General features: G+C 71.9%; 18 protein-coding genes. 8 read left to right on the top strand and 10 right to left on the bottom strand.

What is annotated here, in order from left to right; all coding sequences use genetic code 11:
- Positions 1-57 precede the first annotated feature (57 nt).
- A complete protein-coding gene (locus tag BLV24_RS02015; protein ID WP_092679462.1) occupies positions 58-939 on the top strand; it encodes a LysR family transcriptional regulator in 882 nt (293 codons plus the stop codon).
- A gap of 276 nt (positions 940-1215) precedes the next feature.
- Here BLV24_RS02015 and rpsI read toward each other — a convergent pair whose 3' ends face one another.
- On the bottom strand, positions 1216-1704 hold the full coding sequence (gene rpsI / locus BLV24_RS02010) for a 30S ribosomal protein S9 (RefSeq protein WP_092679461.1): 489 nt from the start codon (positions 1702-1704) through the stop codon (positions 1216-1218).
- A gap of 1 nt (position 1705) precedes the next feature.
- Complete coding sequence (rplM, locus tag BLV24_RS02005; protein WP_092679460.1) at positions 1706-2170, bottom strand: 50S ribosomal protein L13; 465 nt, start codon at positions 2168-2170, stop codon at positions 1706-1708.
- Positions 2171-2992: 822 nt separating this feature from the next.
- Here rplM and BLV24_RS02000 point away from each other — a divergent pair.
- Positions 2993-4204, top strand: a complete 1212-nt coding sequence (locus BLV24_RS02000) for a LytTR family DNA-binding domain-containing protein (RefSeq protein ID WP_092679459.1) — start codon at positions 2993-2995, stop codon at positions 4202-4204.
- A 22-nt stretch (positions 4205-4226) separates the two neighbouring features.
- Here BLV24_RS02000 and BLV24_RS01995 read toward each other — a convergent pair whose 3' ends face one another.
- Positions 4227-4667, bottom strand: a complete 441-nt coding sequence (locus BLV24_RS01995) for a PaaI family thioesterase (protein WP_092679458.1) — start codon at positions 4665-4667, stop codon at positions 4227-4229.
- 147 nt (positions 4668-4814) lie between these two features.
- Between BLV24_RS01995 and BLV24_RS01990 the strand changes: the two genes are divergently transcribed.
- Positions 4815-5627, top strand: a complete 813-nt coding sequence (locus BLV24_RS01990) for an enoyl-CoA hydratase (protein WP_092679457.1) — start codon at positions 4815-4817, stop codon at positions 5625-5627.
- Between the two features lie 255 nt (positions 5628-5882).
- Here BLV24_RS01990 and BLV24_RS01985 read toward each other — a convergent pair whose 3' ends face one another.
- Positions 5883-6368, bottom strand: a complete 486-nt coding sequence (locus tag BLV24_RS01985) for a response regulator (RefSeq protein ID WP_176954591.1) — start codon at positions 6366-6368, stop codon at positions 5883-5885.
- Positions 6369-6614: 246 nt separating this feature from the next.
- Between BLV24_RS01985 and BLV24_RS01980 the strand changes: the two genes are divergently transcribed.
- Positions 6615-7943 carry a multidrug effflux MFS transporter gene (locus BLV24_RS01980; protein ID WP_092679455.1) on the top strand — a complete coding sequence of 443 codons (1329 nt, stop codon included), beginning with the start codon at positions 6615-6617 and terminating at the stop codon, positions 7941-7943.
- 179 nt (positions 7944-8122) lie between these two features.
- Here BLV24_RS01980 and BLV24_RS01975 read toward each other — a convergent pair whose 3' ends face one another.
- The 4 genes from BLV24_RS01975 to BLV24_RS01960 form a co-directional block, all read right to left on the bottom strand.
- Positions 8123-9673, bottom strand: coding sequence for a malonate--CoA ligase (locus BLV24_RS01975; protein WP_092679454.1), 1551 nt, complete (start codon positions 9671-9673; stop codon positions 8123-8125).
- A 280-nt stretch (positions 9674-9953) separates the two neighbouring features.
- The gene (locus BLV24_RS01970) at positions 9954-10499 is read right to left on the bottom strand and encodes a YHS domain-containing (seleno)protein (RefSeq protein WP_245710334.1); all 546 of its coding nucleotides are present in this window, start codon (positions 10497-10499) and stop codon (positions 9954-9956) included.
- A gap of 413 nt (positions 10500-10912) precedes the next feature.
- Positions 10913-12823 (bottom strand): acyl-CoA synthetase, encoded by a 1911-nt coding sequence (locus tag BLV24_RS01965; protein WP_092679453.1) that lies wholly within the window; start codon positions 12821-12823, stop codon positions 10913-10915.
- Positions 12824-13094: 271 nt separating this feature from the next.
- The gene (locus BLV24_RS01960) at positions 13095-14888 is read right to left on the bottom strand and encodes an ABC transporter transmembrane domain-containing protein (protein WP_092680223.1); all 1794 of its coding nucleotides are present in this window, start codon (positions 14886-14888) and stop codon (positions 13095-13097) included.
- A 1089-nt stretch (positions 14889-15977) separates the two neighbouring features.
- Between BLV24_RS01960 and BLV24_RS01955 the strand changes: the two genes are divergently transcribed.
- Together BLV24_RS01955 and metG are read left to right on the top strand one after the other, a co-directional pair.
- On the top strand, positions 15978-17198 hold the full coding sequence (locus BLV24_RS01955) for an MFS transporter (protein ID WP_092679452.1): 1221 nt from the start codon (positions 15978-15980) through the stop codon (positions 17196-17198).
- A gap of 97 nt (positions 17199-17295) precedes the next feature.
- Positions 17296-19032, top strand: a complete 1737-nt coding sequence (gene metG / locus BLV24_RS01950) for a methionine--tRNA ligase (RefSeq protein WP_092679451.1) — start codon at positions 17296-17298, stop codon at positions 19030-19032.
- 138 nt (positions 19033-19170) lie between these two features.
- Here the strand turns inward: metG and BLV24_RS01945 are convergent, their stop codons facing one another.
- Positions 19171-20178 (bottom strand): hypothetical protein, encoded by a 1008-nt coding sequence (locus BLV24_RS01945; protein ID WP_092679450.1) that lies wholly within the window; start codon positions 20176-20178, stop codon positions 19171-19173.
- Positions 20179-20433: 255 nt separating this feature from the next.
- Between BLV24_RS01945 and BLV24_RS01940 the strand changes: the two genes are divergently transcribed.
- Positions 20434-21774, top strand: a complete 1341-nt coding sequence (locus tag BLV24_RS01940) for an adenylate/guanylate cyclase domain-containing protein (RefSeq protein ID WP_092679449.1) — start codon at positions 20434-20436, stop codon at positions 21772-21774.
- 76 nt (positions 21775-21850) lie between these two features.
- Here the strand turns inward: BLV24_RS01940 and BLV24_RS01935 are convergent, their stop codons facing one another.
- Positions 21851-22777, bottom strand: coding sequence for a tetratricopeptide repeat protein (locus tag BLV24_RS01935; RefSeq protein ID WP_176954590.1), 927 nt, complete (start codon positions 22775-22777; stop codon positions 21851-21853).
- A 251-nt stretch (positions 22778-23028) separates the two neighbouring features.
- Here BLV24_RS01935 and BLV24_RS01925 point away from each other — a divergent pair, with 251 nt between their 5' ends.
- Positions 23029-24039, top strand: a complete 1011-nt coding sequence (locus tag BLV24_RS01925; protein WP_143040187.1) for a DMT family transporter — start codon at positions 23029-23031, stop codon at positions 24037-24039.
- Positions 24040-24212 lie beyond the last annotated feature (173 nt).

Genomic DNA, 24212 nt, shown 5'->3' with positions numbered 1-24212 from the left:
CCGAATGCTCACCGGACATTGCCGCAAACGCTCCGGTGTGGTTCATAATCGCCCCGTATGGTGGATTGGAAATCTCTTCCGGCCTTTCTGGCCGTGGCGCGGGCGGGCTCTTTGCGCGGGGCCGCCGAGCAGTTGGACGGCGCCCATGCCACCGTGCGCCGGCAGATCGAGGGGCTGGAGGCGCAACTGGGCGTCCAGCTGTTCCGGCGCAGCGCGGGCGGGCTGGAGCTGTCGGCGGCGGGCCGCAAGCTGCTGCCCCAGGCGCTGGAGGCGGAGGCGGCCCTGCGTCAGGGGTTCAACGCCGTTCGCGGGCTGGACGGCGAGGCGGCGGGACGCATCCGGCTGTCCGCCGACCCGATGACCGCGCATTTCCTGCTGGCGCCGGTTCTGGGCGCGTTCCTGTCGCTCTATCCCGACATCCATATCGACATGAACCTGTCCTATGGCATCGACTCGATCGACCGACTGGAGACCGACGTCTCGATCCGCCATGTGACCGAACCCGAAGGCGATGCGGTGGGGCGCAAGCTGTTTCCGTTGTCGCTGGGCGTCTTCGCCTCGCGCGGCTACATCGACCGGCATCTGCACGACGCCGGGCCCCGCGGCGAGGGACTGACCTGGCTGGGCTACGGCGCGGCGCCTGAATTGCAGGCCATGATCGCCGCCTCGCCCTTTCCCGGCGCGAAGGTGCGGCATGCCATCGCCGATCCGGCGATGCACATGCACCTCGCCCGGGCCGGCGCCGGCATGACCTTTCTGGCCGCCTGGGTGCAAAGCGTCTTTCCCGAGCTGCAGCGGGTGCCGGGGACCGATCTCGACCGGCGCCGCTCGACCTGGGTGCTGATGCACGGCGATCTGCGCCGGGTGCATCGGGTCAGGCTCTTCGTCGATTTCCTCTACGAAAGCCTGCTTGAGAGACGCGCGGACGTCATCGGCTGATCGCCGCTTCCGCCTTGATGCGCAGGGGCTGCGCGCGCCTGGCCGGCGCGGCCGGGGACGAGGCGCGGGCGGCCGCCTGCTCCCTCCCCCTGATCGCGAAGCGCCGCGCCGGGAAGAGGCGCGCGGTCCTCGACCCTCCGTCCCCCTCGGCGCGCGCGGGTCCGGGCCGGGGGGCCAGAGGCGCGGCCTGGCGCACGAAAACGGCCGCGCCCCGGACAGGGCGCGGCCGTCGATGTTCCGCGGTCGCGAGAGCCGGCCCGAAGACCGGCGCCCGGATCAGCGCTTGGAGAACTGGAAGGAACGACGGGCCTTGCGGCGGCCGTACTTCTTGCGCTCCACCACGCGGGCGTCGCGGGTCAGGAAGCCGGCGGCCTTGAGGGCCGGGCGCAGGCTCGGATCATAGAGCGTCAGCGCCTTGGACACGCCGTGCTTCACCGCGCCGGCCTGACCGGACAGACCGCCGCCCTTGACGGTGGCCATCACGTCGAACTGGCCTTCCACGTCGCAGACCGAGAAAGCCTGCGCCAGAACCATCTGCAGCACGGGGCGGGCGAAGTACTCGGCCATCGGCTTGCCGTTGACCACGACCTTGCCGGTGCCGGGCTTCACCCAGACGCGGGCGACCGCGTCCTTGCGCTTGCCGGTGGCGTAGGAGCGGCCCAGCGAGTCGCGCACCGGCTCGCGCGGGGCGGCGATTTCGACGATGGCGTCTTCGCCGGAGGTGAGGGTCGAGAGCTCGTCGAGCGACTTCAGGTCGTCGGACATATCAGGCGCTCCGCGTGTTCTTGGAGTTCATGGCGGCGACGTCGATCACCTCGGGCTCCTGCGCCGTGTGCGGATGCTCCGCGCCGGCGTAGACGCGCATGTTGGACAGCTGCTTGCGGGACAGCGGACCGCCCGGCATCATGCGCTGCACGGCCTTTTCGACCACCCGCTCGGGGAAACGCCCGTCGAGGATCTGCGCGGCGGTGCGCTGCTTGATGCCGCCCGGGTGACCGGTGTGCCAGTAGTACACCTTGTCGGCGCGCTTGCGGCCGGTCAGCTGGACCTTGTCGGCATTGATGACGATAACGTTGTCACCCATGTCCATATGCGGCGTGAACGAGGCTTTGTGCTTGCCCCGCAGACGGGTGGCGATGATGACGGCCAGACGGCCCAGCACCACGCCTTCGGCGTCGATCACGACCCACTTCTTGTCGATATCGGACGGCTTGGCGGAAAAGGTCTTCATGGATCCCTTCGCTTTCGTGGCGCGCGGCGCGCCTGCGATCCTTCGCTTCGGAGACGCCGGAGGCGTCGGCCCTGGCGCAGTGACGGCTTCCGGCGCGCGGGACGGTCCCGACGACGGATGGATGCGCGCCTTCTAAGGATTCCCCGGCCCATGTCAATCGCATTACGCGGGGATATGGGCGAAATCCCGCAAGGAATTCCATGCGCTTGCCAGTGGGGTTTTCATATACCCCACTTTTCGCCCCCTCCCGAGCGCCCCCGCCGGCGCCGCCGCGCGCATGGGGCTCGGCCGAACGCTTCAGGACGATCCGATACGCTCCGACACGAGACGGACCGAAACGTCGGGCCAAGTCGGGCGCGGGACTCGGGCGGGAGGAGGTCGGCGAAGGTCGCGCAGGGGCGAAAATACGCCCGCGGCGGGTTCCCCCGAACCCGGCCGCGGGCCGCAGCCGACCGCGCCGAAGCGCAGGTCCGCTGCGTCAGTCTCCCCGGTGTTGTTGGCGACGAACGCCACGCGCCTCCGGATCCCCCAGGTATCCGGGGGGCGCGTGCGGGAGAGTCGCCGGCCGCCGCCGCCGCTCTCCCGCGCCCGTCCGGCGCTTGGCTCCCCAGTGAAGCGCGCCAGTTCCGGGCCCCGCATCCGGTCAATGGAACACTGGCCGTCGAGGTCCGGCCAGCCGCTCATCCCACCGCCTCGCGCAGGTCCGTCGAAGGGATGGGACCAGCAACCCTTGCGACGCGAAACAGGCTGGACGCATTAGGGTTGGATGTTCAAACTGGTTTTCGCAAGAGACCTATCGAACTTCGCGAACGGACGTGAACCATGGATATTCTGACATTCGCGCTTCGCGAATGGCGTCGCCGGATCGCCTCCCCGCGGCTATGGGCGATCTGGGCCATCACCTCAGGGTTGTTCGCGGTGGCCATGCCGTTCGGAGCGGCCGGCGCCTACGGGCCGGCGGACCGGATGCTCTACTGGCTGGTGGCGCTTGGCGGCGCCTGGGCGGTGTCGACCCTGATCGGCAGCGGTGTCGAAGCGGCGATGCGGCCCAGCGGGGCCTCGGCGCTCTCCACGCTTGTGATCACGGTCGCGGCCTCGGCGCCTTTCGTGGCGTTGATCCTTGGAGGGCTGCGGGCGCTGGCGTTGGGAACGCCCTATGGTTTCGGCGCCTGGTTCGCGGCCTTGCCGGTCTACGCGGCGCTGACCCTGTTGCTGGAGGCGAAGTCGCGGCTGGTCATGGGACGCCCGATGGGCCTGCCGGCGCTGGACCGCTCGCCGCCCGCCTCCGCGCAGGACGGCCTCGCCTATCACGCGCCCGGCGAGGCGATGCGGAGCTCAACGCCCCCCGTGGCGCCCCCCGAGGCGCAGGAGCCCTCGCTCGCGCCCCCTGCGCGCGTGGCGACGAAGTCGGAGGCGGATTGGATCGCCCCAACCAAGACGACGCCCACGCCCACGGCGGCGTCCGCACCCCCGACCGCGGCGGCGCCCGCGCGGATCTCGCGGGCGGCCCCGACAGCGCGGGCCGACATCGCGAGCGGGCCGCCCCTGCTCCGCCGACTGCCCGCCGACAAGCGCGGCGCCCTGCTGCGGTTGACCATGAACGACCACTACGTCTCGGTCGCCACGGACGGCGGCGAGGAGATGCTGCTGATGCGCCTCGGCGACGCCATGGACGAGGCCTGGCCCGAGGAGGGCCTGCGCGTCCACCGCTCGCACTGGGTGGCGCGTCGGGCGGTGCGCGAGGTGCGCCGCGACGGCGACCGCGCCGCCCTGACCCTGGTCAACGGCGAGGAGATCCCGGTCAGTCGCGCCCGCCTGCGTGATCTGCGCGAGGCGGGCTGGATGGATGACGGCCGAACCCGGCTCGGCCGTCGCCCTTCGGCGCCCCGGTCGGTGTCCCAGCCGCCCCCCCAATCGGCGTCCTCTGGCGAAGCGCGGCGCAAGGCGCATGGCCATGCCCAGGCCGCGGCCATGGCCAACCCGCCCGACCGGGTGACCGGCCGCGCCCGCGACGCCCGAAGCGGGCGCGAGTGATCCCGCCCGCCGCGCCCCCGGCCTAGGGCGCGAGCGGCGCCGGCGGGATCGAGTAGGTCAGCGTGGCATGGGCCACCGGCCCCTCCACCCCCGGCGAGAGGATCGTGGCGTCGCCCACGCTCAGCACCCGGCCCAGCTTGAAGATCCGGGCCTCGCAGATCAGGTCCCGCGGCTCGGGCTTGCGCATGAAGTTGATCGAGCAGTTGGTCGTCACCGTCAGCGCCTGCCGCCCGATCATCGCCAGCGTCACCGCGTAATAGGCGCAATCCGCCAGGGTGAACATCGCGGGGCCCGAGATCGTCCCCCCCGGCCGCAGGTCCAGCGGCCCGATCTTCATGCGCATGCGCACGAACATCGGCGCCACCTGCTCCACCACGAAGCGGCCGGCGGTCTCCGGGAAGACCTCGTCGAGATAGGCGCCCAGCTCGGCCTCGTTGAAATGCGTCGTCCGCGGCGTCGTCATGCGCCCTGCCCTCCCCTGATTTCGTTTCGGGGCAGAATGCGGGCCGGGGGGCGAAGGTCAAGGGCCGGGCGAAGGGAGTGGAAGCCGCCCGCCCCGCCGACTAGGATGCGCTCGCCCGAACAGGCCCGCCCCTGCAGGAGAGACCCGATGACCGACGCCGCCGCCCGAACCGATGCCGAAGACCTGGTCCTGCGCGAAGACATCGACGGCGTCGCCCGGCTGACGCTGAACGCGCCGGCGCGGATCAATCCCTTGTCGGAGGCGATGCTGGCCCGCCTGCAGGGCGAGCTCGACGCGCTCTCGGTCGACGCGTCGGTGCGCGCGGTGGTGCTGCGCGGGGCGGGCAAGGCCTTTTGCGCCGGCCATGACCTGAAGGAGATGCAGGCCGCCCGCCAGGCGCCCGACGGCGGACGGGCCTATTACAACGCGCTGTTCGCGCAATGCGGGCGCATGATGACCTCGATCACCCGCCTGCCCCAGCCGGTGATCGCCGAGGTTCACGGCATCGCCACCGCGGCGGGCTGCCAGCTGGTGGCGACCTGCGACATGGCGGTGGCGGCGGACTCGACGCGGTTCGGGGTCAACGGGGTGAATATCGGGCTGTTCTGCTCGACGCCGATGGTGGCGCTGACCCGCAACGTGCCCGCCAAGCACGCCTTCGAAATGCTGACCACGGGCGAATTCATCTCCGCCGCGCGGGCCGCCGAGATCGGGCTGATCAACCGCGCGGTTCCCGACGGGGAACAGGGCGCGGCGGCGATGGACCTGGCGGCCCGGGTGGCGGGCAAGCTGGGCGTGGCGGTGCGGACCGGCAAGATGGCCTTCTACGCCCAGGCCGAGATGGGGCTGGAGGCCGCCTACGCCTATACCGGCCGGGTGATGGCCGAGAACATGGTCCACCGCGACACCGCCGAGGGCGTGCAGGCGTTCCTGGAAAAGCGCGAGCCCGACTGGCGCTGATCCCGGCCTCGGGTCGGCGCGCGGCGCTCCGCCAGCCCGGAGAGGCGCCCCCCGCATGAGGCCGCGAAGCGGTTCGCGCGGCACAGGGGATCGGGGCCGGACCTCGCGGGGTCGCGGATTGGACGCGGGCGCCGCGCGCCAAGCGGCTTCGCGCGCCGCCATCCGGCGTCACCGCACGCGGGCGGCGCCGTCCGCGCATCCGACCCGCCGTCACCCGGTCCGGGCGATCGCGTCCGCGGGAGAACCGGCCGAGGCCTATTCGGCGGCGTTGGCCGTGATCCGGCGCGCCTTGCTCCAGGCCGGCCCGAAGATGTCGGCCCCGGCCTCTTCGGCCTCCCCTCGATCGCGGGCGGCACGGACAGCGGGGGCGTCGTCCCGTTCCCGACGCTCGCGCAGATGCTCGACGAAGGCGTAGAGGTCGGACATGTCCGCCGATTTTCGAAACACGCCGACGATGTTGTCGGACATCCCGAACAGTTCCCCGTTGGGGAATTCCGTCCGGGCCGTCACCACCACCACGTCCGCATCCGGCGCGCGCATCGCGGCGCTTTGCGCCACGGTCACGCCGGACCCGTCCGGCAAACCCAGATCCGCCACGATCAGGTCGTAGCGCGTATGAAGCATGGCCTTGAACGCCTCTTCCGCGTTCAGGGCCACGTCCACGTCGAAACTGCGCGTCGTCAGCTCAAGCCGCCACAACAGCGCCAGCTCCTCGCAATCGTCCACTACCAGGCACCGCATGCCACACCCCTTCCGACCCTCACGGTCGCAAGGCGCACTTTTGCAGCGCATGGTTGAGGAAAGGTTGCGTTTCCGCGGCCGGGATAGCCCGTTTTGGTTAGCAAGAGATTAATGGTTTCGTTCGCAAATGGTGGTTTAACGGAAAAGAAACCCGACCTTCGCAGTGGGCCGCGACGTGACGGACACGACCGCGTCCAGACGGCGCGCGCGATAGACAGGCGCACCCCTTCATTGTAAGAGCGCCTTATGACACTCGCCGATCCTGCGCCGACTCGGCCCGCCCGCATTTTCGACAGATCGACTCCGCCGGCGATCATCACGCTGGTGGTGATGGCGGGTCTCGGCGCGCTCAGCATGAACATCTTCCTGCCCTCGATGCCCGGCATGGCCGCGTATTTCGAGGTCGAGTACGCGGTCATGCAGCTCGCCATCTCCGCCTATCTGACGGTGATGGCGGCGGTGCAGCTGCTGATCGGGCCGCTCTCGGACCGCTATGGCCGCCGGCCGGTGGTGCTGGGCGCCTTCGCGATCTTCACGGTCGCGACGCTGGGCTGCATCCTCGCGCCCACGATCGAGATCTTCATGGCCTGCCGCATGGCCCAGGCCGGCGTCTCGGCCGGGCTGGTGCTGAGCCGGGCCATGGTGCGCGACATGGTGGGGCCGGAGAAATCCGCCTCCATGATCGGCTACGTCACCATGTGCATGGCCGTGGCCCCGATGATCGGCCCGATGATCGGCGGCGCGCTGGAGCAGACCTGGGGCTGGCACGCCAATTTCATCGTGCTGCTGGTCTTCGGCATCGCCGCGACCGCCCTGTGCTGGGCCGATGCGGGGGAGACCAACCGCCACCGCTCCGCCTCCTTCACCGAGCAGTTCCGCGCCTATCCCGAGCTTTTCGCCTCGCGCCGCTTCTGGGGCTACGCGCTGGCCTGCGCCTTCGCGTCGGGCGCCTTCTTCACCTTCATGGGCGGCGCGCCCTATGTGGCCACCGAGATGCTGGGGCTGAGCCCGTCGGAGCTGGGCTTCTATTTCGGCTTCATCGCCGGCGGCTACATGTCGGGGAACTTCCTGTCGGGACGCTATTCGCAGCGGGTCGGGCTGAACCGGATGATCCTCACCGGCACCCTGGTGTCGACCTGCGCCATGCTGGGCTGCCTCGTGATGTTCCTCGCCGGGCTCGCGCATCCGCTGGCGCTGTTCGGACCGGTCTTCGTGATGGGCATGGGCAACGGCATGACCATGCCCAACGCCATGGCGGGCTCGTTGTCCGTGCGCCCGCAGCTGGCGGGCAGCGCCTCGGGGCTGGGCTCGACGCTGATGATGGGCGGCGGGGCGGCGCTGTCGGCCGCGACCGGCGCCCTGCTGGGGCCGGAGACGGGGCCCTGGCCGCTGATCGGGATGATGCTGCTGACCGGCGTGCTCTCGACGCTCTCCATCCTCTACGTCATGGCGGTGGAGCGGCGGCGGCTTCGCGAAGAGATCGCCGTGGCGCGCGAGGCCGAGGCCCGCGCCCGCCATGTGGGCGAGGCCCGCCCCCAGTCCATGCCCGGAATGCAGGACCTGCGCGGCCGCTGAGGCGGCGAGCCGCGCCCCCCCGGCAGGAGATCCCCTGAAACAGGAAAACGCCCGGCGATCCCTTCGCCGGGCCTTCGCCTCTCTCGCGCCCGCCGCCGCGGCGGATCAGGGTGGGAGGGCGGGAGATCCGCCGCGGCGGCGCGCGGCGTCAGCCGCGCCCCGCGCCCCCCTCCGCCCGATCAACCGGCGAACGCATCCTTGTAGGTCTCGCGCAGCACGTTCTTCTGCACCTTGCCCATGGTGTTGCGCGGCAGTTCCGCCACCACGAACACCGCCCGCGGCTGCTTGTAGCGCGCGATCCGGTCGCGCAGCGCCGCCTTCACCGCCTCCGCGTCCACCGAACCGGGAGCGGTCTCGGCGATCACCGCCGCCACCCCCTCGCCGAAATCCGCGTGCGGCAGGCCGATCACCGCGCTTTCCTTCACGCCGGGAAGGTCGTCGATCAGGCCCTCGACCTCCTTCGGGTAGACGTTGTAGCCGCCCGAGATCACCAGGTCCTTGGCCCGCCCCACGATGGAGACGTAGCCGTCCTCCGAGATCTGCGCGAGATCGCCGGTGATGAAGAAACCGTTCTCCCGCTTCTCCTCCGCCGTCTTCTCGGGCATCCGCCAGTAGCCCTTGAACACGTTGGGGCCGCGGACCTCCAGCATCCCGGTTTCGCCGGCTTGCATCTGCGCGCCGGTCTCGGGGTCGGTGATGATGATCTCCACGCCCGGCAGCGGGAAACCCACCGTGCCCGGGCGCCGGTCGCCGTCATAGGGGTTGGAGGCGTTCATCGAGGTCTCGGTCATGCCGTAGCGCTCGAGGATCCGGTGGCCGGTGGCCTCGGTCCAGCGGGCATGGGTCTCGGCCAGCATGGGGGCGGAGCCGGAGACGAAGAGGCGCATCCCCGCCGCCGCCTCGCGGGTCATGCCGGGATGGTCGAGCAGGCGGGTGTAGAAGGTCGGCACGCCCATCAGGGCGGTGGCCGCGGGCATGGCGGCGAGCACCGCGTCGGGGTCGAATTTGGGCTGGAAGATCAGGGCGCCGCCGGCCACCAGCGTGACGTTCAGCGCCACGTAGAGCCCGTGGGCGTGAAAGATCGGCAGCGCGTGGATCAGCCGGTCGGCGGGGGTGAAGCGCCAGTAGTCGCGCAGGGTCTCGGCGTTGGAGGCGAGGTTGGAATGCGTCAGCATCGCCCCCTTGGAGCGCCCGGTGGTGCCCGAGGTGTAGAGAATGCAGGCGAGATCGTCCGCCCCCCGCGCCGCCGCCGCGAAGCCGGGCGCCTGCGCCGCCGCGGCGTCGGCCATGGTCCCCTCGCCATCCGCATCCAGCGTCATCACCGCGGCCACGCCGGCCTTCGCCGCGATGGGCTCGAGCGCGGCGAGCGCGGCGGGATCGCAGACGAAGACCGTGGGCTCGGCGTCGCCCAGGAAATATTCGATTTCGGCGGGCACATAAGCGGTGTTGAGCGGCAGGAAGGCCGCGCCGGCCAGCACCACGCCGAGATAGAGCTGCACGGCCTCCAGCGACTTCTCGGCCTGCATGGCCACCCGGTCTCCGGGCTTCACGCCGAGCGCGACGAGCGCCGCGGCCATGCGCTCGCCCCCGTCCCAGAGCGCGCCATAGGTCAGGTCGGGGCGGCCGACCTGGGTGGCGAAGACGCGTCCCTCGTCGCCCGCGGAGGGCGCGCGCAGGGCGGCGGCGAGCAGGTTGCCCGCATAGGGCGCGTCGGTCGGGGTGGCTGGCATCGGGGGTCCCTCCTGATCTTTCCCTGTTTCCTGCACCCGTGGGGGCGCGGAGGCAAGGCGGAGGGGCTGCGCGGATCTCCGGGCCGGGCGATCCGGCGGCGCCCGCTGACGCGGGCAGGACTTCGCCTCGCCGCGCGCCTGCGCGCGTCTCAGGTCCTTCGCGGCGCGCGCGCGGCGGAACCGGATCGGGCGGGATCGGGCGGGATCGGGCGGGATCGGGCGGGATCGGGCGGGATCGGGCGGGCGGCGCGACGCCGCCCGCCCCGCGGTCAGACCGGCGTCACTTCTCCAGCACCTTCGGCCAGTTCTCGTCCGCCTTGGCGATGAAGCCCGGCACATCCGCCTTCCACTTGGCCTGCACGTCCGCGTTGTAGTTGAGGTAGAGCTTGCCATCGACGATCGACCACTGCTCGGGCTCGATCGGCGCGGTCTGGCCCTGGCTCACCGCCCAGGCGCAGTAGCCGCCGTATTGGGGCGCGTATTTCTCCGGATCGGCCAGGAAGGCCTCGCGGTTGGCGGCGGAGGCGAAGCGCCAGGTCGCGCCCTTCCACTCGGTCTCGAAGTCGGACGAGCCCTGCACCGGCTTGCCTTCGGTGAAATAGGCGACCGGGTCATAGCCGCGGATCGCGCGGCCGCGCCAGTCGGAGAAGACCGGGTCGGATTCGGCGCGCGCGGCCCGGGGCGCGAATGCGAGCCCCATGGCGGCGAGACCGCCGAGGCCCAGCGCCAGCGCCTCGCGCCGGCTGCGCGGGCGGGCGGCGGGCGCGGGATCGCGGAGGGTGGAAGAACGGAGGGACTCAGCGGGTGCGTCGGCGGGGCGGGTCATCGTCTGGGCTCCGGCGATTGGGAACGGGGGTGGCGCGAAGATCGCGATGCGCGCACCCTGCCCCGGATCGGCGCCGCCGGGCGCCCCCCCTCCGCGCTTCGTGACCGGGCGTCAATCCAAGCCCCGCGCGCGCGATGGTTTCGCGATGAACCCGTGATCGGCGAACTCGTGATCGGCCGCGCCGCGAAGCCCCGTCCGCAACGCCCCGTCCGCGAACCACCGTCCACGAACCACCGCCCGCGCCCCCCCATCCGGACGCGCGCCCCGCGCCGTGAGGAGACCTCGCGACCCTCGTCCCCGTTTCAATGCGCCGCGGGCCCGCCGGTCCCGTCGGCGCGCCCTCGACGCGGCGCCCGGCGCAGGGCGCCGGCCCGCCCTCCCGACCGGGAAGGCGGCCCGGCCCGGACCCCGGCTCAGCCCTTCTCGATCAACCGGAACGGCCGCGCGAAGACATCGAGCACCGCGCGCAGCTCGGCCTGGCTGACCGCCTTGCCCACCGGGCGCAGCTCGGCCACCAGGCCCAGCTTGCGGTCCTCGACCACATTCACCTCGACCTTGATCCCCGCCTTGGCCAGCGCCGCGCCGTAGACCCGCGCGATCGCCAGCTTGCGCAGGTCCGGCTTGAACACCTTGCCCACCGCGGTCTTGGGGATCTCGGGCAGGATCTCGATATGCTTGGGATGCGCCGCCCGCTCGGGGATGCGCTCATCGGCCCATGCCTGCAGCGCCTCGATCGAGGCCTCCTGCCCCGCCGCCAGCTCCACATAGACGCAGGGCACCTCGCCGGAATGCGCGTCGGGCTGGCCCACCGCCCCGGCCATGGCCACGGCGGGATGCCGGGCCAGCGCCTCCTCGATCAGCGCGGGGTCGATATTGTGCCCGCCGCGGATGATCAGATCCTTCGCCCGCCCGGTGATCCACAGGTAGCCGTCGCCGTCGATCCGCCCCAGATCCCCGGTCCGCAGCCAGTCATTGTCCGCGTAGAGGTTCACGTTGCGCTCCGGCTCCGTATAGGTTCCCCCCGGAATCACGCCGGGATTGGAGACGCAGATCTCGCCCACCTCGTCGGTTCCGCATTCCTTGACGACGTTGCCGACCTCGTCGCACATCAGGATGCGCACGTCGGTATAGGGGAAGGGCAGCCCGACCGAGCCGACCTTGCGCTCCCCCGTCGCCGGGTTGCAGGACACGAGGCAGGTCGCCTCGGTCATCCCGTAGCCTTCGAGGATCTTGACCCCGGTCGCCTGCTCGAACCGCTCGAACAGCCCCAGCGGCAGGGGCGCCGAGCCGCAGAGCGCGTAGCGCAGGGTGGAGACGTCGGCGTTCACCTCGCGCTGCATCAGGGCGGCGGCGGCGGTGGGCACGGTGATCATCAGCGTCGCGCGCCAGCGCGCCACCAGCTTCCAGTAATTGTCGAAGACCCCGTCGCCGCGATAGCCCTGCGGGGTCGGCATCACCATATGCGCGCCCGAGGCCATGCAGGCCATCCAGATCGGATAGGCCGCGAAGACGTGGAACATCGGCAGCGGGCACAGCACCACGTCCTCGGCGCTGAACATCATCGAGGCCGAGAGCCAGCCGTTGTAGATCATCCCGTGATGCGTGTGCCGGGCGATCTTGGGCATGCCGGTGGTGCCGCCGGTGTGGAAGCAGGCGCCGATGCGCTGCGGGTCGCCGGATTCCGCGAAGGCGAGCTGATCGGACTTGCCGGCGATGGCCTCATGGAAATCGAGGATCTTCGCCGAATGCCCGCCGGGCCGTTTGGGCCGGATCAGCGGCACGATCCAGCTCAGCGGCGGCGCGAGATAGCGCTTCAGGTCGATCTCGACGATCGCCTTCACCTCGGGCGCCAGCGCCACGGCGGCGGCGGCCTTCTCGGCCACGTCGGTCTTGGGGAAGGGCGCGAGGGTGACCAGCACCTTCGCCCCGGTCTCGCGCAGCAGGGCGCCGATCTGCTCGGCGTCCAGCAGCGGGTTCAGCGGACAGACCGTGCCCGCGGTGGCGCCCGCCATCAGCGCGATCACCGCTTCCGAGCAGTTGGGCAGCAGATAGGCGACCCCGTCGCCCTCCTGCACGCCGAGATCCCGAAACAGGTTCGCGGCGCGCGCGGTCCGGGCGCGCACCTGCTCCCAGGTCAGGGTCTCCGCCTTGTCGCTTTCGCCCGAGCGGATCTGGAAGCTCAGCGCCGGCCGGTCGGCCTGCGCGCCGGCGGTCTGGGTCAGCAGCTCGTAGACGCTCCGCGCGCTCCAGCGTTCCGACAGGGGCACGGCCTCCCAGCTCGCCTTGTCGTCGATAGCCGAATAGGTCTCCCGCGATCCGTCCATGACGGTCCTCCCTGCGATCGCTCCCTCCGCGCCGTTTCTCCGCGGCTGCGGAACAGATGGACGCGCACGTCAACTTGCGCAACCGCAACCTAGCGTCACTGCGCCGCGGACGCGACGTCCGATGCGCCCGAGGATACGGAAATTCACCAAGCGGAACCAGTGCCTCACGCCGGCCCTGCGCGCCCCTCCTCGTTCCATGGGGGCGGCGGAGGGCGGGGCAGGACGGCGCGGGGGCGGCGGGCGGGAGGCGGGCGGACGGGAGGCGGGGGGATCAGCCGACGGCGGCGGGGCCGTCGGTGAACTGCAGCCGGGCGAAGCGGGCGTAGAGCCCGTTCTCGGCGATCAGCGCGTCATGGGCGCCCTCGGCGACGATGCGGCCGTCCTCCATCACCAGGATGCGGTCCGCGGCCTTCACCGTCGCCAGCCGATGCGCGATGACCAGCGTGGTGCGCCCGGCCGACAGCCGCTCCAGCGCCTCCTGCACCAGCCGCTCGCTCTCCGCGTCCAGCGCCGAGGTCGCCTCGTCCAGCAGCAGGATCGGCGCGTCGCGCAGCACCGCGCGCGCGATGGCGAGCCGCTGCTTCTGGCCGCCCGACAGCATCAGCCCCCGCTCGCCCACATAGGTCTGGTAGCCGCGGGGCAGCGCGGTGATGAAGTCATGGGCGGCGGCGGCGCGGGCGGCGGCCTCGACCTCCTCCATGGTCGCCTCGGGGCGCCCGAAGCGGATGTTGGCCTCCACCGTGTTGGCGAAGATCGCCGGGTCCTGGCTGACCACCGAGTAGCCGCGGCGCAGGGCCACCGGATCCATCCGCGCGATGTCCACGCCGTCGATGGAGACGGTTCCGGACTCCAGCTCGTAAAAGCGCATCAGCATCTGGAAGATCGTGGTCTTGCCGGCGCCCGAGGGCCCGACCAGCGCCAGCGTCTCGCCCGGCGCCACGGTGAAGCTGACATCGCCCAGCGCCAGCCGCTCGGGCCGCGAGGGATAGCGGAAGCGCACGCGGTCGAACGTCACCTCGCCGAGCGCCGGCGCCGCGGGGGGCGTGGGCGCGTCGGGGCGGCGGACCTCGTCGTCCATCTCCAGCAGCTCGATCAGCCGCTCGGTGGCGCCGGCGGCGCGCTGCATCTCGCCCCAGACCTCCGACAGCGCGCCCGTCGCGCCGGCCACCAGCACCGAATAGATCAGGAACTGCACCAGCTCGCCCGGGCTGATCGCGCCGTTGCGCAGGTCGTCCGCCCCGATCCACATCACCCCGACCACGCCCGAGAACACCAGGAAGATGATCATCGCGGTCAGCGCGGTGCGCGCCCGGATGCGGCGCATGGCGAAGCCGTAGGCCTGCTCGATGGCGCCGCCATAGCGGGCGCGCTCGGCGTCCTCGGCGGTGTAGGACTGCACGGTCTGCGCGGCGAGCAGGCTCTCGGAGGCCATCGACGCGCTCTGCGCCAGCGCCCCCTGGGTGAGCTTGGAGAGTTTGCGCACCCGGCGCCCGATGATCAGGATCGGGAACACCAGCACCGGCGCCATCAGCATCCCGAAGAGCGTCAGCTTGGGCGAGGTCCAGAACATCATGCCCAGGCCGCCGACGAACAGCAGCGCGTTGCGCAGCGCGACCGAGACGGTGGAGCCGACCACGCTCATCAGCAGGGTGGTGTCGTTGCCCAGCCGCGACAGCACCTCGCCGGTCATCAGCTTTTCGTAGAAGGCCGGGCTCATGCCGATGACCTTGTCGTAGACCTGCCGGCGCAGGTCGGCGATGACCCGTTCGCCCAGGCGCGAGACCAGGTAGAAGCGCGCCGCGGTGCTGAGCGCGAGGCCCCCCGCGATGGCGAAGGCGGCCAGGAAATAGGCGTCCATCAGCGCCAGGTTCTCTTCCGAGAAACCGTCGACCACGCGGCCCGCGGCCACCGGCAGCACCAGGTTGAGCACGGTGGTGACCAGCAGCATGGCCATCGCGCCGAAGGCGAGCCCGCGATAGGGGGCGATCAGGCCGGGAATGTGACGCAGCGCGCCGAGCGAGCGCGCGCGCGGGCGCTCCAGCTCGTTCTCGATCCAGGTGGGCAGGCCGGTCTCGCCCGGCTCGATCCCGCTGGCGGCGGCGCCTCCGGCCGAGGCCACGGGCGCATCGGGCCCGGAGGCCGCATGGCCGGGGGCGGATTTCGCGGCGGGGGGAATGTCGGACGGCTCGGTCACGGGCAAGCGACGGCTCCTGCGCGGGGGCCCGGACGCGGCGACGCGCGTCCCGGCTTGATCGTTCGGGATCGTTCCGGGAGCGTCCCCATAGCAATGCGCGCGCGCCCCGGCAACGCGCCCGGCGCCGCAGAGGCCTCCGCCCGCTTTCCCCGGCCGAGACCGGGCGCGGCGCCGGGTTCCGCCGGATCGCGGGCTGTCACGTTCGCGAAGCGCCGCGTCGCGCGGGCGCCGGCGTCTCGGGTTCGCCCGCGGCGCGCTGCCCGGCCGGCGCCCGGCGGCGCCGTCGCGGGACGGCGAGGACGGGGCTTCGCCGGCCCGGAACGCGGCGCGACCGGACGCCGCATGACGGCGCGTGCCTTTGATCACGTTCCGATCACGCGGCCCATGCGAGACAGTATGCGTCCCTGCGGAATCGCCGCTGCGCCGGCAAGTCCCGGCGCCTCGCCGATCCTGCCGAGCCGGCCATCGCGCCGGCCCCTCCGGCCCCCTCCCTTGTCCCTCGTGGGGCGGCCGGACGCCGGACCTTCTCGCGCCCCCGCCCCGGCGGACGGTTGCGCGGAGGCGGACCCGGCCCGAGGCGACGCCGGTATGCGTCGCTGGTCTTCCGGGGCGCGCGTCTGGCCGCGCGTCCTGCCAGCCGCGAGAATTTCGCGGTCCGCGCGCGCCCCGGAAGATCCTTTTTTCCTTTTCTTCCCCTTCGCCCTCATCGATCCCCCCCTGCGCCCGACCGGGCGACCCTGCTGGGGGAGGCCCGGGCGGGGGATGCGGCGCGCGCCAGCGCGGCGCGACGTCCGACCGGGGCTCCCCCCCCGCCGGATGCCCGCCCGCATCCGCCGCACGAAACGCTCGACGCAGGCGTCGGGATGGCGCATGAGAAAAGCCTGCGCCCGCGCTCCGTCCGCCCTGCGCGCGCCCCTCTTGCCGGCCGTCGCCAGGGACGCCCGTCGCGGACCCCACCGGATGCGTCTGATCGTCTCCTTCGCCGCCCTGTTCCTGGCCGTGGCCCTGGTGCAGCTCGGATCCGGCGCGCTCGCCCCGCTCGACGCCCTGTCGGGCGCGGCCGTGGGCTTCTCCACCGCCGAGATCGGCCTGCTCGGCTCCGCCCATTTCGTCGGCTTCTTCGTCGGCTGCTGGCTGGCGCCGCGACTGACCGGCGCGGTCGGCCATGTCCGGGTCTTCGCCGCCTTCGCCGCCTGCGGGGCCATCGGCGCGCTCGCCCATCCCCTGTGGTACGAGCCGCTGTTCTGGGCCGGGCTGCGCGTCATCACCGGCTTCGCGCTCGCCGGCGCCTACACGGTGATCGAAAGCTGGCTGCAGGCCCGCGTCACCACCCGGACCCGCGGCCGCGCCATCGGCGCCTACCGGGTGGTGGACCTGATGGCGGCCCTGGTCGCCCAGGCCCTGATCGCCGCCCTGCCCCCGGCCGAGTTCGTCTCCTACAACATCATCGCCATGCTGTGCTGCCTGTGCCTGCTGCCGCTGACCCTGACCACCTCCGAGGCGCCCCCGCCCCCGCTCGCCCCGCGCCTGCGCCCGCTGCGCACGTTCAGGCTCAGCCCGCTGGGCGCGGCGGGCGTGTTCATCGCCGGCGTCACCATGCCCGCCTTCCGCATGGTCGGGCCGATCTACGGGCTCGACATGGGGCTGGATGCGGGGGGGATCGCGCTGTTCCTCTCGGCCGCCATCCTCGGCGGGGCCATCGCCCAGATCCCGGTGGGCATGCTGGCCGACCGCTACGACCGGCGCTGGGTGCTGGTCTGGGTGTCGACCGCCGCCATCGCGGTATGCTCGGGCGTGGCGGTGTTCGGCGGAGCGTCTCCCGCCACGCTCTACATGGGCGCGCTGGCCTTCGGGGTGGTGTCCTTCCCGATCTATTCCATCTCCTCCGCCCATGCGAACGACTTCGCCGAGCCGGGAGAGACGGTGGAGCTCAACGCCTCCCTGCTTTTCATCTACGGCCTGGGCGCGATCCTCAGCCCCGTGGCCGCCGCCTGGCTGATCGAGACGCAGGGCCCCGCCTCGCTGTTCCTGTTCATCGCGGCCGCCCACGCGGCGCTGGCCGGCGTCGGCGTCTGGCGCATGGCCGTGCGCCCCGCCGCCGCGCCGGACGCGCGCACGCCCTATGTCTACACCCCCCGCACCACCTTCGGGGTCGGCCGCCTGCTGCGCCGCCGGCGCTGAGCCGCCCTCGCCGGGGCCGGGGGGATGCGTTAAGAGAAGCGCCGACTCACCCATCCAGCCATCGCGCCGCCCGGCGCGCGCGAGAACCGGAGCCGGCATGACCCGCATCCTCGTCACCTCCGCCCTCCCCTACATCAACGGGATCAAGCACCTGGGCAACCTGGTGGGCTCGCAGCTTCCCGCCGACGCCTATTCCCGCGTCATGCGCCAGCGCGGCCACGAGGTCCTGTTCATCTGCGCCACCGATGAGCACGGCACCCCGACCGAGCTCGCCGCCGCCAAGGCGGGCAAGACCCCCGCCGAATTCTGCGACGAGATGCACGGCGTTCAGGCCGGCATCGCCGACGGCTTCCGGATGAGCTTCGACCATTTCGGCCGCTCGTCCTCCGCCCGCAATCACCGGCTGACCCAGCACCTCGCCGCCCGCCTCGCCGAGGCCGGGCTGATCGAGGAGGTCTCCGAGAAGCAGGTCTATTCGAAAGCCGACGGCCGCTTCCTGCCCGACCGCTACATCGAGGGCGAGTGCCCGAACTGCGGCTACGCCAAGGCCCGCGGCGACCAGTGCGAGAACTGCACCAAGCAGCTCGACCCCACCGACCTGATCAACCCCTATTCCGCCATCTCCGGCTCCACCGACCTGGAAGTGCGGGAGACCAAGCACCTCCACCTGCGCCAGTCCGCCATGCGCAGCAAGCTGACCGAGTGGATCGAGAGCAAGTCCGACTGGCCGATCCTGACCACCTCCATCGCGAAGAAGTGGCTCAACGACGGCGACGGGCTGCAGGACCGCGGCATCACCCGCGACCTCGACTGGGGCGTGCCCGTGCGCAAGGGCGAGGCCGAGTGGCCCGGCATGGAAGGCAAGGTCTTCTACGTCTGGTTCGACGCCCCCATCGCCTATATCGCCGCGACCGCGGAATGGGCCGACGCCGAGGGTCTCGACGACGCGGCGTGGGAGCGGTGGTGGCGCGACGACAAGGGCGCGCAGGACGTGCGCTATGTCGAGTTCATGGCCAAGGACAACATCCCCTTCCACACGCTGTCCTTCCCCGCGACGATGATGGGCGCGAGCGCGGACGGGGCCGAATCCTGGCACCTGGTGGACTACGTCAAGGGCTTCAACTGGCTGAACTACGAGGGCGGCAAGTTCTCGACCTCCTCGGGCCGCGGCGTCTTCATGGACCAGGCGCTGGAGATCCTGCCCTCGGATTACTGGCGCTGGTGGCTGCTGGCCAACGCGCCCGAAAGCGCCGACACCGACTTCACCTGGGAGGCCTTCCAGGCCGGCGTGAACAAGGATCTGGCCGACGTGCTGGGGAACTTCGTCTCCCGCGTCACCAAGTTCTGCCGCTCCCGCTTCGGGGAGGAGGTCCCCTCCGACGGCGCTTATGGCGAGGCCGAGACCGCGGTGATCGCCGAGATCTCCCGGCGCCTGAAGGCCTACGAGGCCCATTGGGACGCCATCGAGATCCGCAAGGCCGCCGCCGAGCTGCGCGGCATCTGGGTCGCGGGCAACGAATATCTCCAGGCCGCCGCGCCCTGGGCCGCCTTCAAGACCGACCCCGACCGGGCGGCGGCGACGGTGCGCTTCGCGCTCAACCTCACCCGGCTTTACGCGATCCTGTCGCGCCCCTTCGTGCCGGATGCGGCCGACGCGATGATCGCCGCGCTGAAACTGCCGGCGGAGACGGCGCAGGACTGGCCCGGGGACGTGGCCGCCGCGCTCGAAGCCCTGCCCGGCGGCCATGCGTTCGAAGTGCCCGACGTGCTCTTCGCCAAGATCACCGACGAGGCGCGGGAGGCGATGGCCGCCCGTTTCGCCGGCCAGGACTGATCCCGGGCCGAGCCCCGTCTGAACCGTCCCGCAACTGAAAACGGGGGGCGCGGATCACCGCGCCCCCCGTTCCGTTGGTCCCTCGGATGGTCGTTTCGCGCCCGGCCTCCGCGCCGCGCGTCTCGCCCGCGGCCGCGCCTATCCGCGCCGCCGCCGGCGCCAGCCGGCGATCCCCAGCGCGCCCAGCCCGCTCAGCGCCAGCAGCCCCGCCGCGGGGACCGGCACCTCCGCGCTCGCATAGGCCTCGCCGCCGGCCAGGATCAGCGCCGCGTCGGGGTCCACCAGTTCGTAGCCCACCACCTGCGCCATCGCCACGAGATCCATCAGCGAGGGCAGCCGCCGTTCTCCCGCCGCGATGGAGTGGAAGAACAGCGCATGGGAGTAGGCCTCGTTGTTCTGCGCCGCCGCGATAAGCTGCTGGAGCGGCGGAAGCGACTCCTGCTCCGGCGTCAGCGGCACGAAGACATGCCCCCCGCCGATGGTGTCGAGCGGGACTTCGTAACCCTCCATCGGCAGCGGCGCCGCGATGGTCACGCCGCCGTCGTCGAAAGGGCTGTTCGTATAGTCGAGAAAGCCGATGGCGTGGCCGATCTCGTGCAGCATGACCGTGAACATGTCGAGCACGCCGTCCAGCGGCGAGGTCTCGGCCACGAAGAACTGGCCGGTGACGTTCCCCGCGCCGTCCTCGATGGTCTCGGCCGCGCCGAACTCGGACGGGTCCAGCGGATCGGCATCCATGAACCAGTCGCTGCGCGCCGAGTTGAACCAGATGCTCGGCGAGGTGGAGGCCCCGATCACCGCCGGCCCGGCCGCCTTGGCGCCGCCGCCGACCGTGCCGACATAGGTGGTGGCGATGACCGAAGCGTCGCCCAGGTCGCCCCAGGCCACTTCGATGTCGAAGCTGGTTCCGGCCCCGCCGTCGTCCAGCGCCGCGGTCCAGACCGAGGCCGCGGCCTCGGCGATGTCCAGCAGCGCGCCGGCGCCGAGCACGCCGGCGGGCGCCGCCTCGACCCCCGTCCCGGTCTTCAGCGACACGTCGATGCTCAGCGCCTGCGCCGGCCCGACCGAGCCCGCCGCGAGCCCGCCGATCGCCCCCGCCAGCGCCCATGCCAGCGCTCCGCTCGCAAGCGGCCCGCGTCCGCGCATTCCGTTCGAGTTCATTTCGCCCCCCAGAAACTTGAGCGCGGCGCCTCGTTTTTCCCCGGACGCGCGACAATGAGGCGATTATACGGCGCCGATGTCAGCCGGCCAAGCTTTGGTTAAACTGCGGTTAACATTCGCCGACTTGCGGGAGTCGCGCGACGCGGTTTCCCTTGCGCGCAGGCGACGCCCGCGCGCATTCGCGCTCGCGGCTGCGCCGGGCGCATTGCCCGGGCCCCCCGGCGCGCCTATCTTCGAGCGATGACGCACGCGACGCTCACCGCCAAGGTCGAAACCTGGCTCCTGCAGGAAACCCTGTCGGATCCCGACATCCTGGAACTGTTCGGGGCGCTGTGCCAGCGCCTGAACGCGGTCGGCATCCCGCTGGAGCGCGCGGCGCTGAGCTGGCCGACCCTGCATCCGCTGTTCCAGGCGGAGCAGATCTACTGGCGGCTCGGCGAAGGGGCGCAGCTGTTCCAGTATCGCCACGACGCCACGTCCTCCGGCGCCTTCGAGGCCAGCCCGTTCAATCACGTGCTGGTGCATGGTCTCGACATGATGCGCCGGCGGCTCGACGGGCCCGAGGCGCTGCTCGATTTCCCCGTGCTGGAGGAACTCGCGGAAGAAGGTTTCACCGACTACCTGATGACCTCCACCCGCTTCTCGATCGCCGAGGTGAAGGGGTTCCGGGGCGGCAAGTCCGGCATCATGGCGTCCTGGTCCACCCGGCGCCCCGGCGGCTTCTCCGACACCGACCTGGAGGCGCTGGCCCGCGTGCAGCGGGTGTTCGCGGTGGCCTGCCACTCGGCGATCCAGAAGCGGGTGATGGTGAACCTGGCCGACGCCTATCTGGGCGCCACCGCCGCCGCGCGCGCCCTGTCCGGCGAGGTCCGGCGCGGGGACGGCGAACGCATCCGCGCCATCATCTGGCATTCGGACCTGCGCCGCTCCACCCGCCTGTCGAACCAGATGGCGCCGGAGGCCTATCTGGACCTGCTGCGGTCCTATTACGACTGCACCGCGCAATCGGTGATCGACGAGGGCGGCGAGATCCTGGAATTCATCGGCGACGCGGTGCTGGCGATCTTCCCGGTGCGCGGCGACACCGGCGGGCCGGAGGCCGCGCGCGCCGCCATGCGGGCGATGGAGAAGGCGCTGGACCGGCGGGAGGCGTGGCTCGCCGGGCGCGAGGCCGCCGCCGGGGCCGACGCCACCGCCATCGGGGTCGCCGACGGGATGGACGGGCGGGACATGCTGAACTTCTCGATCTCGATGACCATCGGCGAGGTGATGTTCGGCAATATCGGCGTGCCGACGCGGCTGACCTTCTCGGCCATCGGACCGGCGGTGAACAAGGTCGCGCGGCTGGACGAGCTGTCCAAGATCCTGGGCCGCGCGGTGCTGGCGACGCGGGAGGTGGCGCAGGTCGATCCGGATCGCTGGACCTCGATCGGGCCGCAGCGGCTGCGGGATTTCGACCAGCCGGTCGAACTGTTCACCCGCCTCTGCGCCCGCGACGCCTTCGTGCCCGAGGCGGCGCCCGACGCCACTCCCACGAGCGCGGTCGCCGGCATCATCCCCCCCGCCGCCGCCGCGAGCTGAACGGCGGGCGCCGGCCCGGACCCGGGCTCGGGCACAGTCCCCGACCCGAACTCGGACTCGGACCCGGACTCGGGCCTCAGCCGCCCAGCGCCTCGATCTTGCGATTGAGCCACGGGGCCTGGTAGCCAAGCTCGAAGGCCCGGCGATAGTCGGCGGACGCGGCCTCGCGCCGGCCCAGCTTCTCCTGCGCCTGGCCGCGGGTGGCCCAGGCCGCGGCCCAGTTGGGCGAGACGCGGATCGCCGCGTCCAGGTCGCGCAGCGCCGCCGCGGGATCGGTCGGCAGCAGCGCCAGGCCCCGTTGCAGCAGGGCCGCCGCGTCATTGGGGTCGATCCGCAGCACCTTGCCGAACGAGGCCGCCGCCTCCGCCCCCCGGCCCAGCGCCGACAGGGCGAGGCCGCGGTTGTAATGCACATCCGCATCGCTCGGGGCCAGCCTCGCCGCCCGGTCCAGATCCGCCAGCGCCGCCGCCGCCTGCCCGCGCTGAAGCTGGAGCGTGGCGCGCCCCACCAGCGGCTCGGCCGAGCGGGGGGACAGCGCGATGGCCTGGCTCCAGTCATCCAGCGCGCCGCCGGAGTCGCCGCGCCGGGCGCGGGCCAGCGCCCGGTTCTCATAGGCGGCGCCGAAGCGCGGATCGGCGGCGACGCCCCGGTCGAAGGCGGTCAGCGCGTCGCCGTCGCGGCCCAGCTCCGACAACGCCACGCCGATATTCACCCAGGCCCCGGCCTGCTGGCGGGCGCTGAGCCCGCCGGCATCCAGCGCCCGGCGGCAGGAATCGGCCAGCGAGGCCGAGGCCCCCTTGGCCTCCATGCAGTTGCGCAGATGCACCTGCGCCGAGGCCGGCCCCGCCGCGAAGGCCAGCGCGACGCCGAGCCCCAGGGCGAAAACGGACGCCGCGCCTGCAGGGGCGCGGGCAAGAGCCCCGGCAGGGGCGCGGGCGCGGGCGCGGGCGCGCAAACGGGGCGATGCGGGGATCGGTCGGGAAAGGCGCGGATCTGGGGTCATGGCGACGATCATGGACCGAGGACGGGGCTGGAAAAAGGCCGCGGCGCCTTCGCACCTGCGGAAATTGCGTCAAGGCACGGCGTTCGGTAAGGTAGTCTTATCAGACCCGCGCCCCGGCCGCCGGCCCCGCCCCCTGCTCCGCACCGCCCCCGCCGCCCGCGCGCGCCGGCCGGGCGCCGGGCCCCGGCGGAAACCTCCGGCCCCGGCGCCCAAGCTCGAAGCCCGAAGCCAGCCGCAGAAAGTCCGCGCACGTGCCCCAGCCCTCCCCGCCCGCGCTCTCGCCCGCATCCGGCGCCCCGGCCCCAACCGGCGCGGGCTCGTCCGCGGCGATCGACGCCGACAACGCCGCCGGCGCGCTGTGGATGGGGCTCTCGGTGGCGGCGGCCACGGCCATGACCCTCGCGGTGAAGGAACTGTCGGGCGATCTCGACAGCCGCATGATCGTGTTCCTCCGCTCCGCCGGGATCATGCTGCTGGTGGCGCCGCTGCTGGCCTGGCCGGCGTTCCGGGCGCGGCTCCGCTTCTCCCAGCCCCGGCTGCACCTTCAGCGGGGCGCGCTGATCGCGGTCTCCACCCAGCTCGGGTTCTACGGGCTGTCGAACCTGCCGGTCTCCACCGCCACGGTGCTGAACTTCACCGCGCCGATCTTCGCCACCCTGCTGGCGGCCCCGATCAACGGCGAGAAGGTCGGCCCGCGCCGCTGGGCCGCGGTCGGCATCGGCTTCGTCGGCGCGCTCATCATCCTGCGGCCGGGGATCGAGGGCTTTCATCCCGCCATGCTGGCCTCCATCGCCTCGTCGCTGCTCTTCGCGCTGGCGCTGGTGCTGTCGCGGGGGGTGGCCACGGCCGACGGGCCGCTGTCGTCCTTCCTGTCCTCCATCGCGATGACCGGGCTGCTGGCCCTGCCGCTGGCGATCCCGGCCTGGGGCTATCCGCAGGGCGCCGCCAACTGGCTGGTGCTGCTGGCGCTGGTGGCGGCGTCGTCCTCGCGCTCCATCGGCGACCTGCAGGCCTACCGGCTGGGCGAGGCCGCGCCGATGGGCGTGCTGTCCTATTCCCGGCTGATCTTCATCGGCGCCGCCGCCTATGTGCTGTTCGACGAGACCCCGGACATGTGGACCCTGATCGGGGGCGCGGTGATCATCGGCTCCTCGGTCTACATCGCCCACCGCGAGCGGCTGCGGAGCAAGGCGCTTCGGCAGGCCGAGGCGTCGCGCAAGGCCGAGTCCGCCCTGCGCGCCGCAAGCGGGCCGGGTCGCTGAGCGCGCGCCACACCCCTGTCACAATTGAACCGCCGTCGGGCGATGCCGCCGCCCGCCTTCGTGTATTGATTGCGCGATTTCGCTGGTCCCAGCAGGAAAATTGCGCCGTCAGGCCCTGAAGCTCGCGCCGAAGGATTGTCACAAATCTTTCCTTGCACGGGCGGATACGAATG

This window comes from Albimonas donghaensis (assembly GCF_900106695.1).
Classification (GTDB): domain Bacteria; phylum Pseudomonadota; class Alphaproteobacteria; order Rhodobacterales; family Rhodobacteraceae; genus Albimonas; species Albimonas donghaensis.
Note: the sequence above shows the minus strand (reverse complement) of the source record. Positions and strands in the feature narration are given on the sequence as shown.

Bases quoted from the DNA above. Each gene is read 5' to 3' on its own strand.
- BLV24_RS02015 (WP_092679462.1), top strand. From the start codon at position 58: ATGGTGGATTGGAAATCTCTTCCGGCCTTTCTGGCCGTGGCGCGGGCG.
- rpsI (WP_092679461.1), bottom strand. From the start codon at position 1,704: ATGTCCGACGACCTGAAGTCGCTCGACGAGCTCTCGACCCTCACCTCC.
- rplM (WP_092679460.1), bottom strand. From the start codon at position 2,170: ATGAAGACCTTTTCCGCCAAGCCGTCCGATATCGACAAGAAGTGGGTC.
- BLV24_RS02000 (WP_092679459.1), top strand. From the start codon at position 2,993: ATGGATATTCTGACATTCGCGCTTCGCGAATGGCGTCGCCGGATCGCC.
- BLV24_RS01995 (WP_092679458.1), bottom strand. From the start codon at position 4,667: ATGACGACGCCGCGGACGACGCATTTCAACGAGGCCGAGCTGGGCGCC.
- BLV24_RS01990 (WP_092679457.1), top strand. From the start codon at position 4,815: ATGACCGACGCCGCCGCCCGAACCGATGCCGAAGACCTGGTCCTGCGC.
- BLV24_RS01985 (WP_176954591.1), bottom strand. From the start codon at position 6,368: ATGCGGTGCCTGGTAGTGGACGATTGCGAGGAGCTGGCGCTGTTGTGG.
- BLV24_RS01980 (WP_092679455.1), top strand. From the start codon at position 6,615: ATGACACTCGCCGATCCTGCGCCGACTCGGCCCGCCCGCATTTTCGAC.
- BLV24_RS01975 (WP_092679454.1), bottom strand. From the start codon at position 9,673: ATGCCAGCCACCCCGACCGACGCGCCCTATGCGGGCAACCTGCTCGCC.
- BLV24_RS01970 (WP_245710334.1), bottom strand. From the start codon at position 10,499: ATGACCCGCCCCGCCGACGCACCCGCTGAGTCCCTCCGTTCTTCCACC.
- BLV24_RS01965 (WP_092679453.1), bottom strand. From the start codon at position 12,823: ATGGACGGATCGCGGGAGACCTATTCGGCTATCGACGACAAGGCGAGC.
- BLV24_RS01955 (WP_092679452.1), top strand. From the start codon at position 15,978: ATGCGTCTGATCGTCTCCTTCGCCGCCCTGTTCCTGGCCGTGGCCCTG.
- metG (WP_092679451.1), top strand. From the start codon at position 17,296: ATGACCCGCATCCTCGTCACCTCCGCCCTCCCCTACATCAACGGGATC.
- BLV24_RS01945 (WP_092679450.1), bottom strand. From the start codon at position 20,178: ATGCGCGGACGCGGGCCGCTTGCGAGCGGAGCGCTGGCATGGGCGCTG.
- BLV24_RS01940 (WP_092679449.1), top strand. From the start codon at position 20,434: ATGACGCACGCGACGCTCACCGCCAAGGTCGAAACCTGGCTCCTGCAG.
- BLV24_RS01935 (WP_176954590.1), bottom strand. From the start codon at position 22,777: ATGACCCCAGATCCGCGCCTTTCCCGACCGATCCCCGCATCGCCCCGT.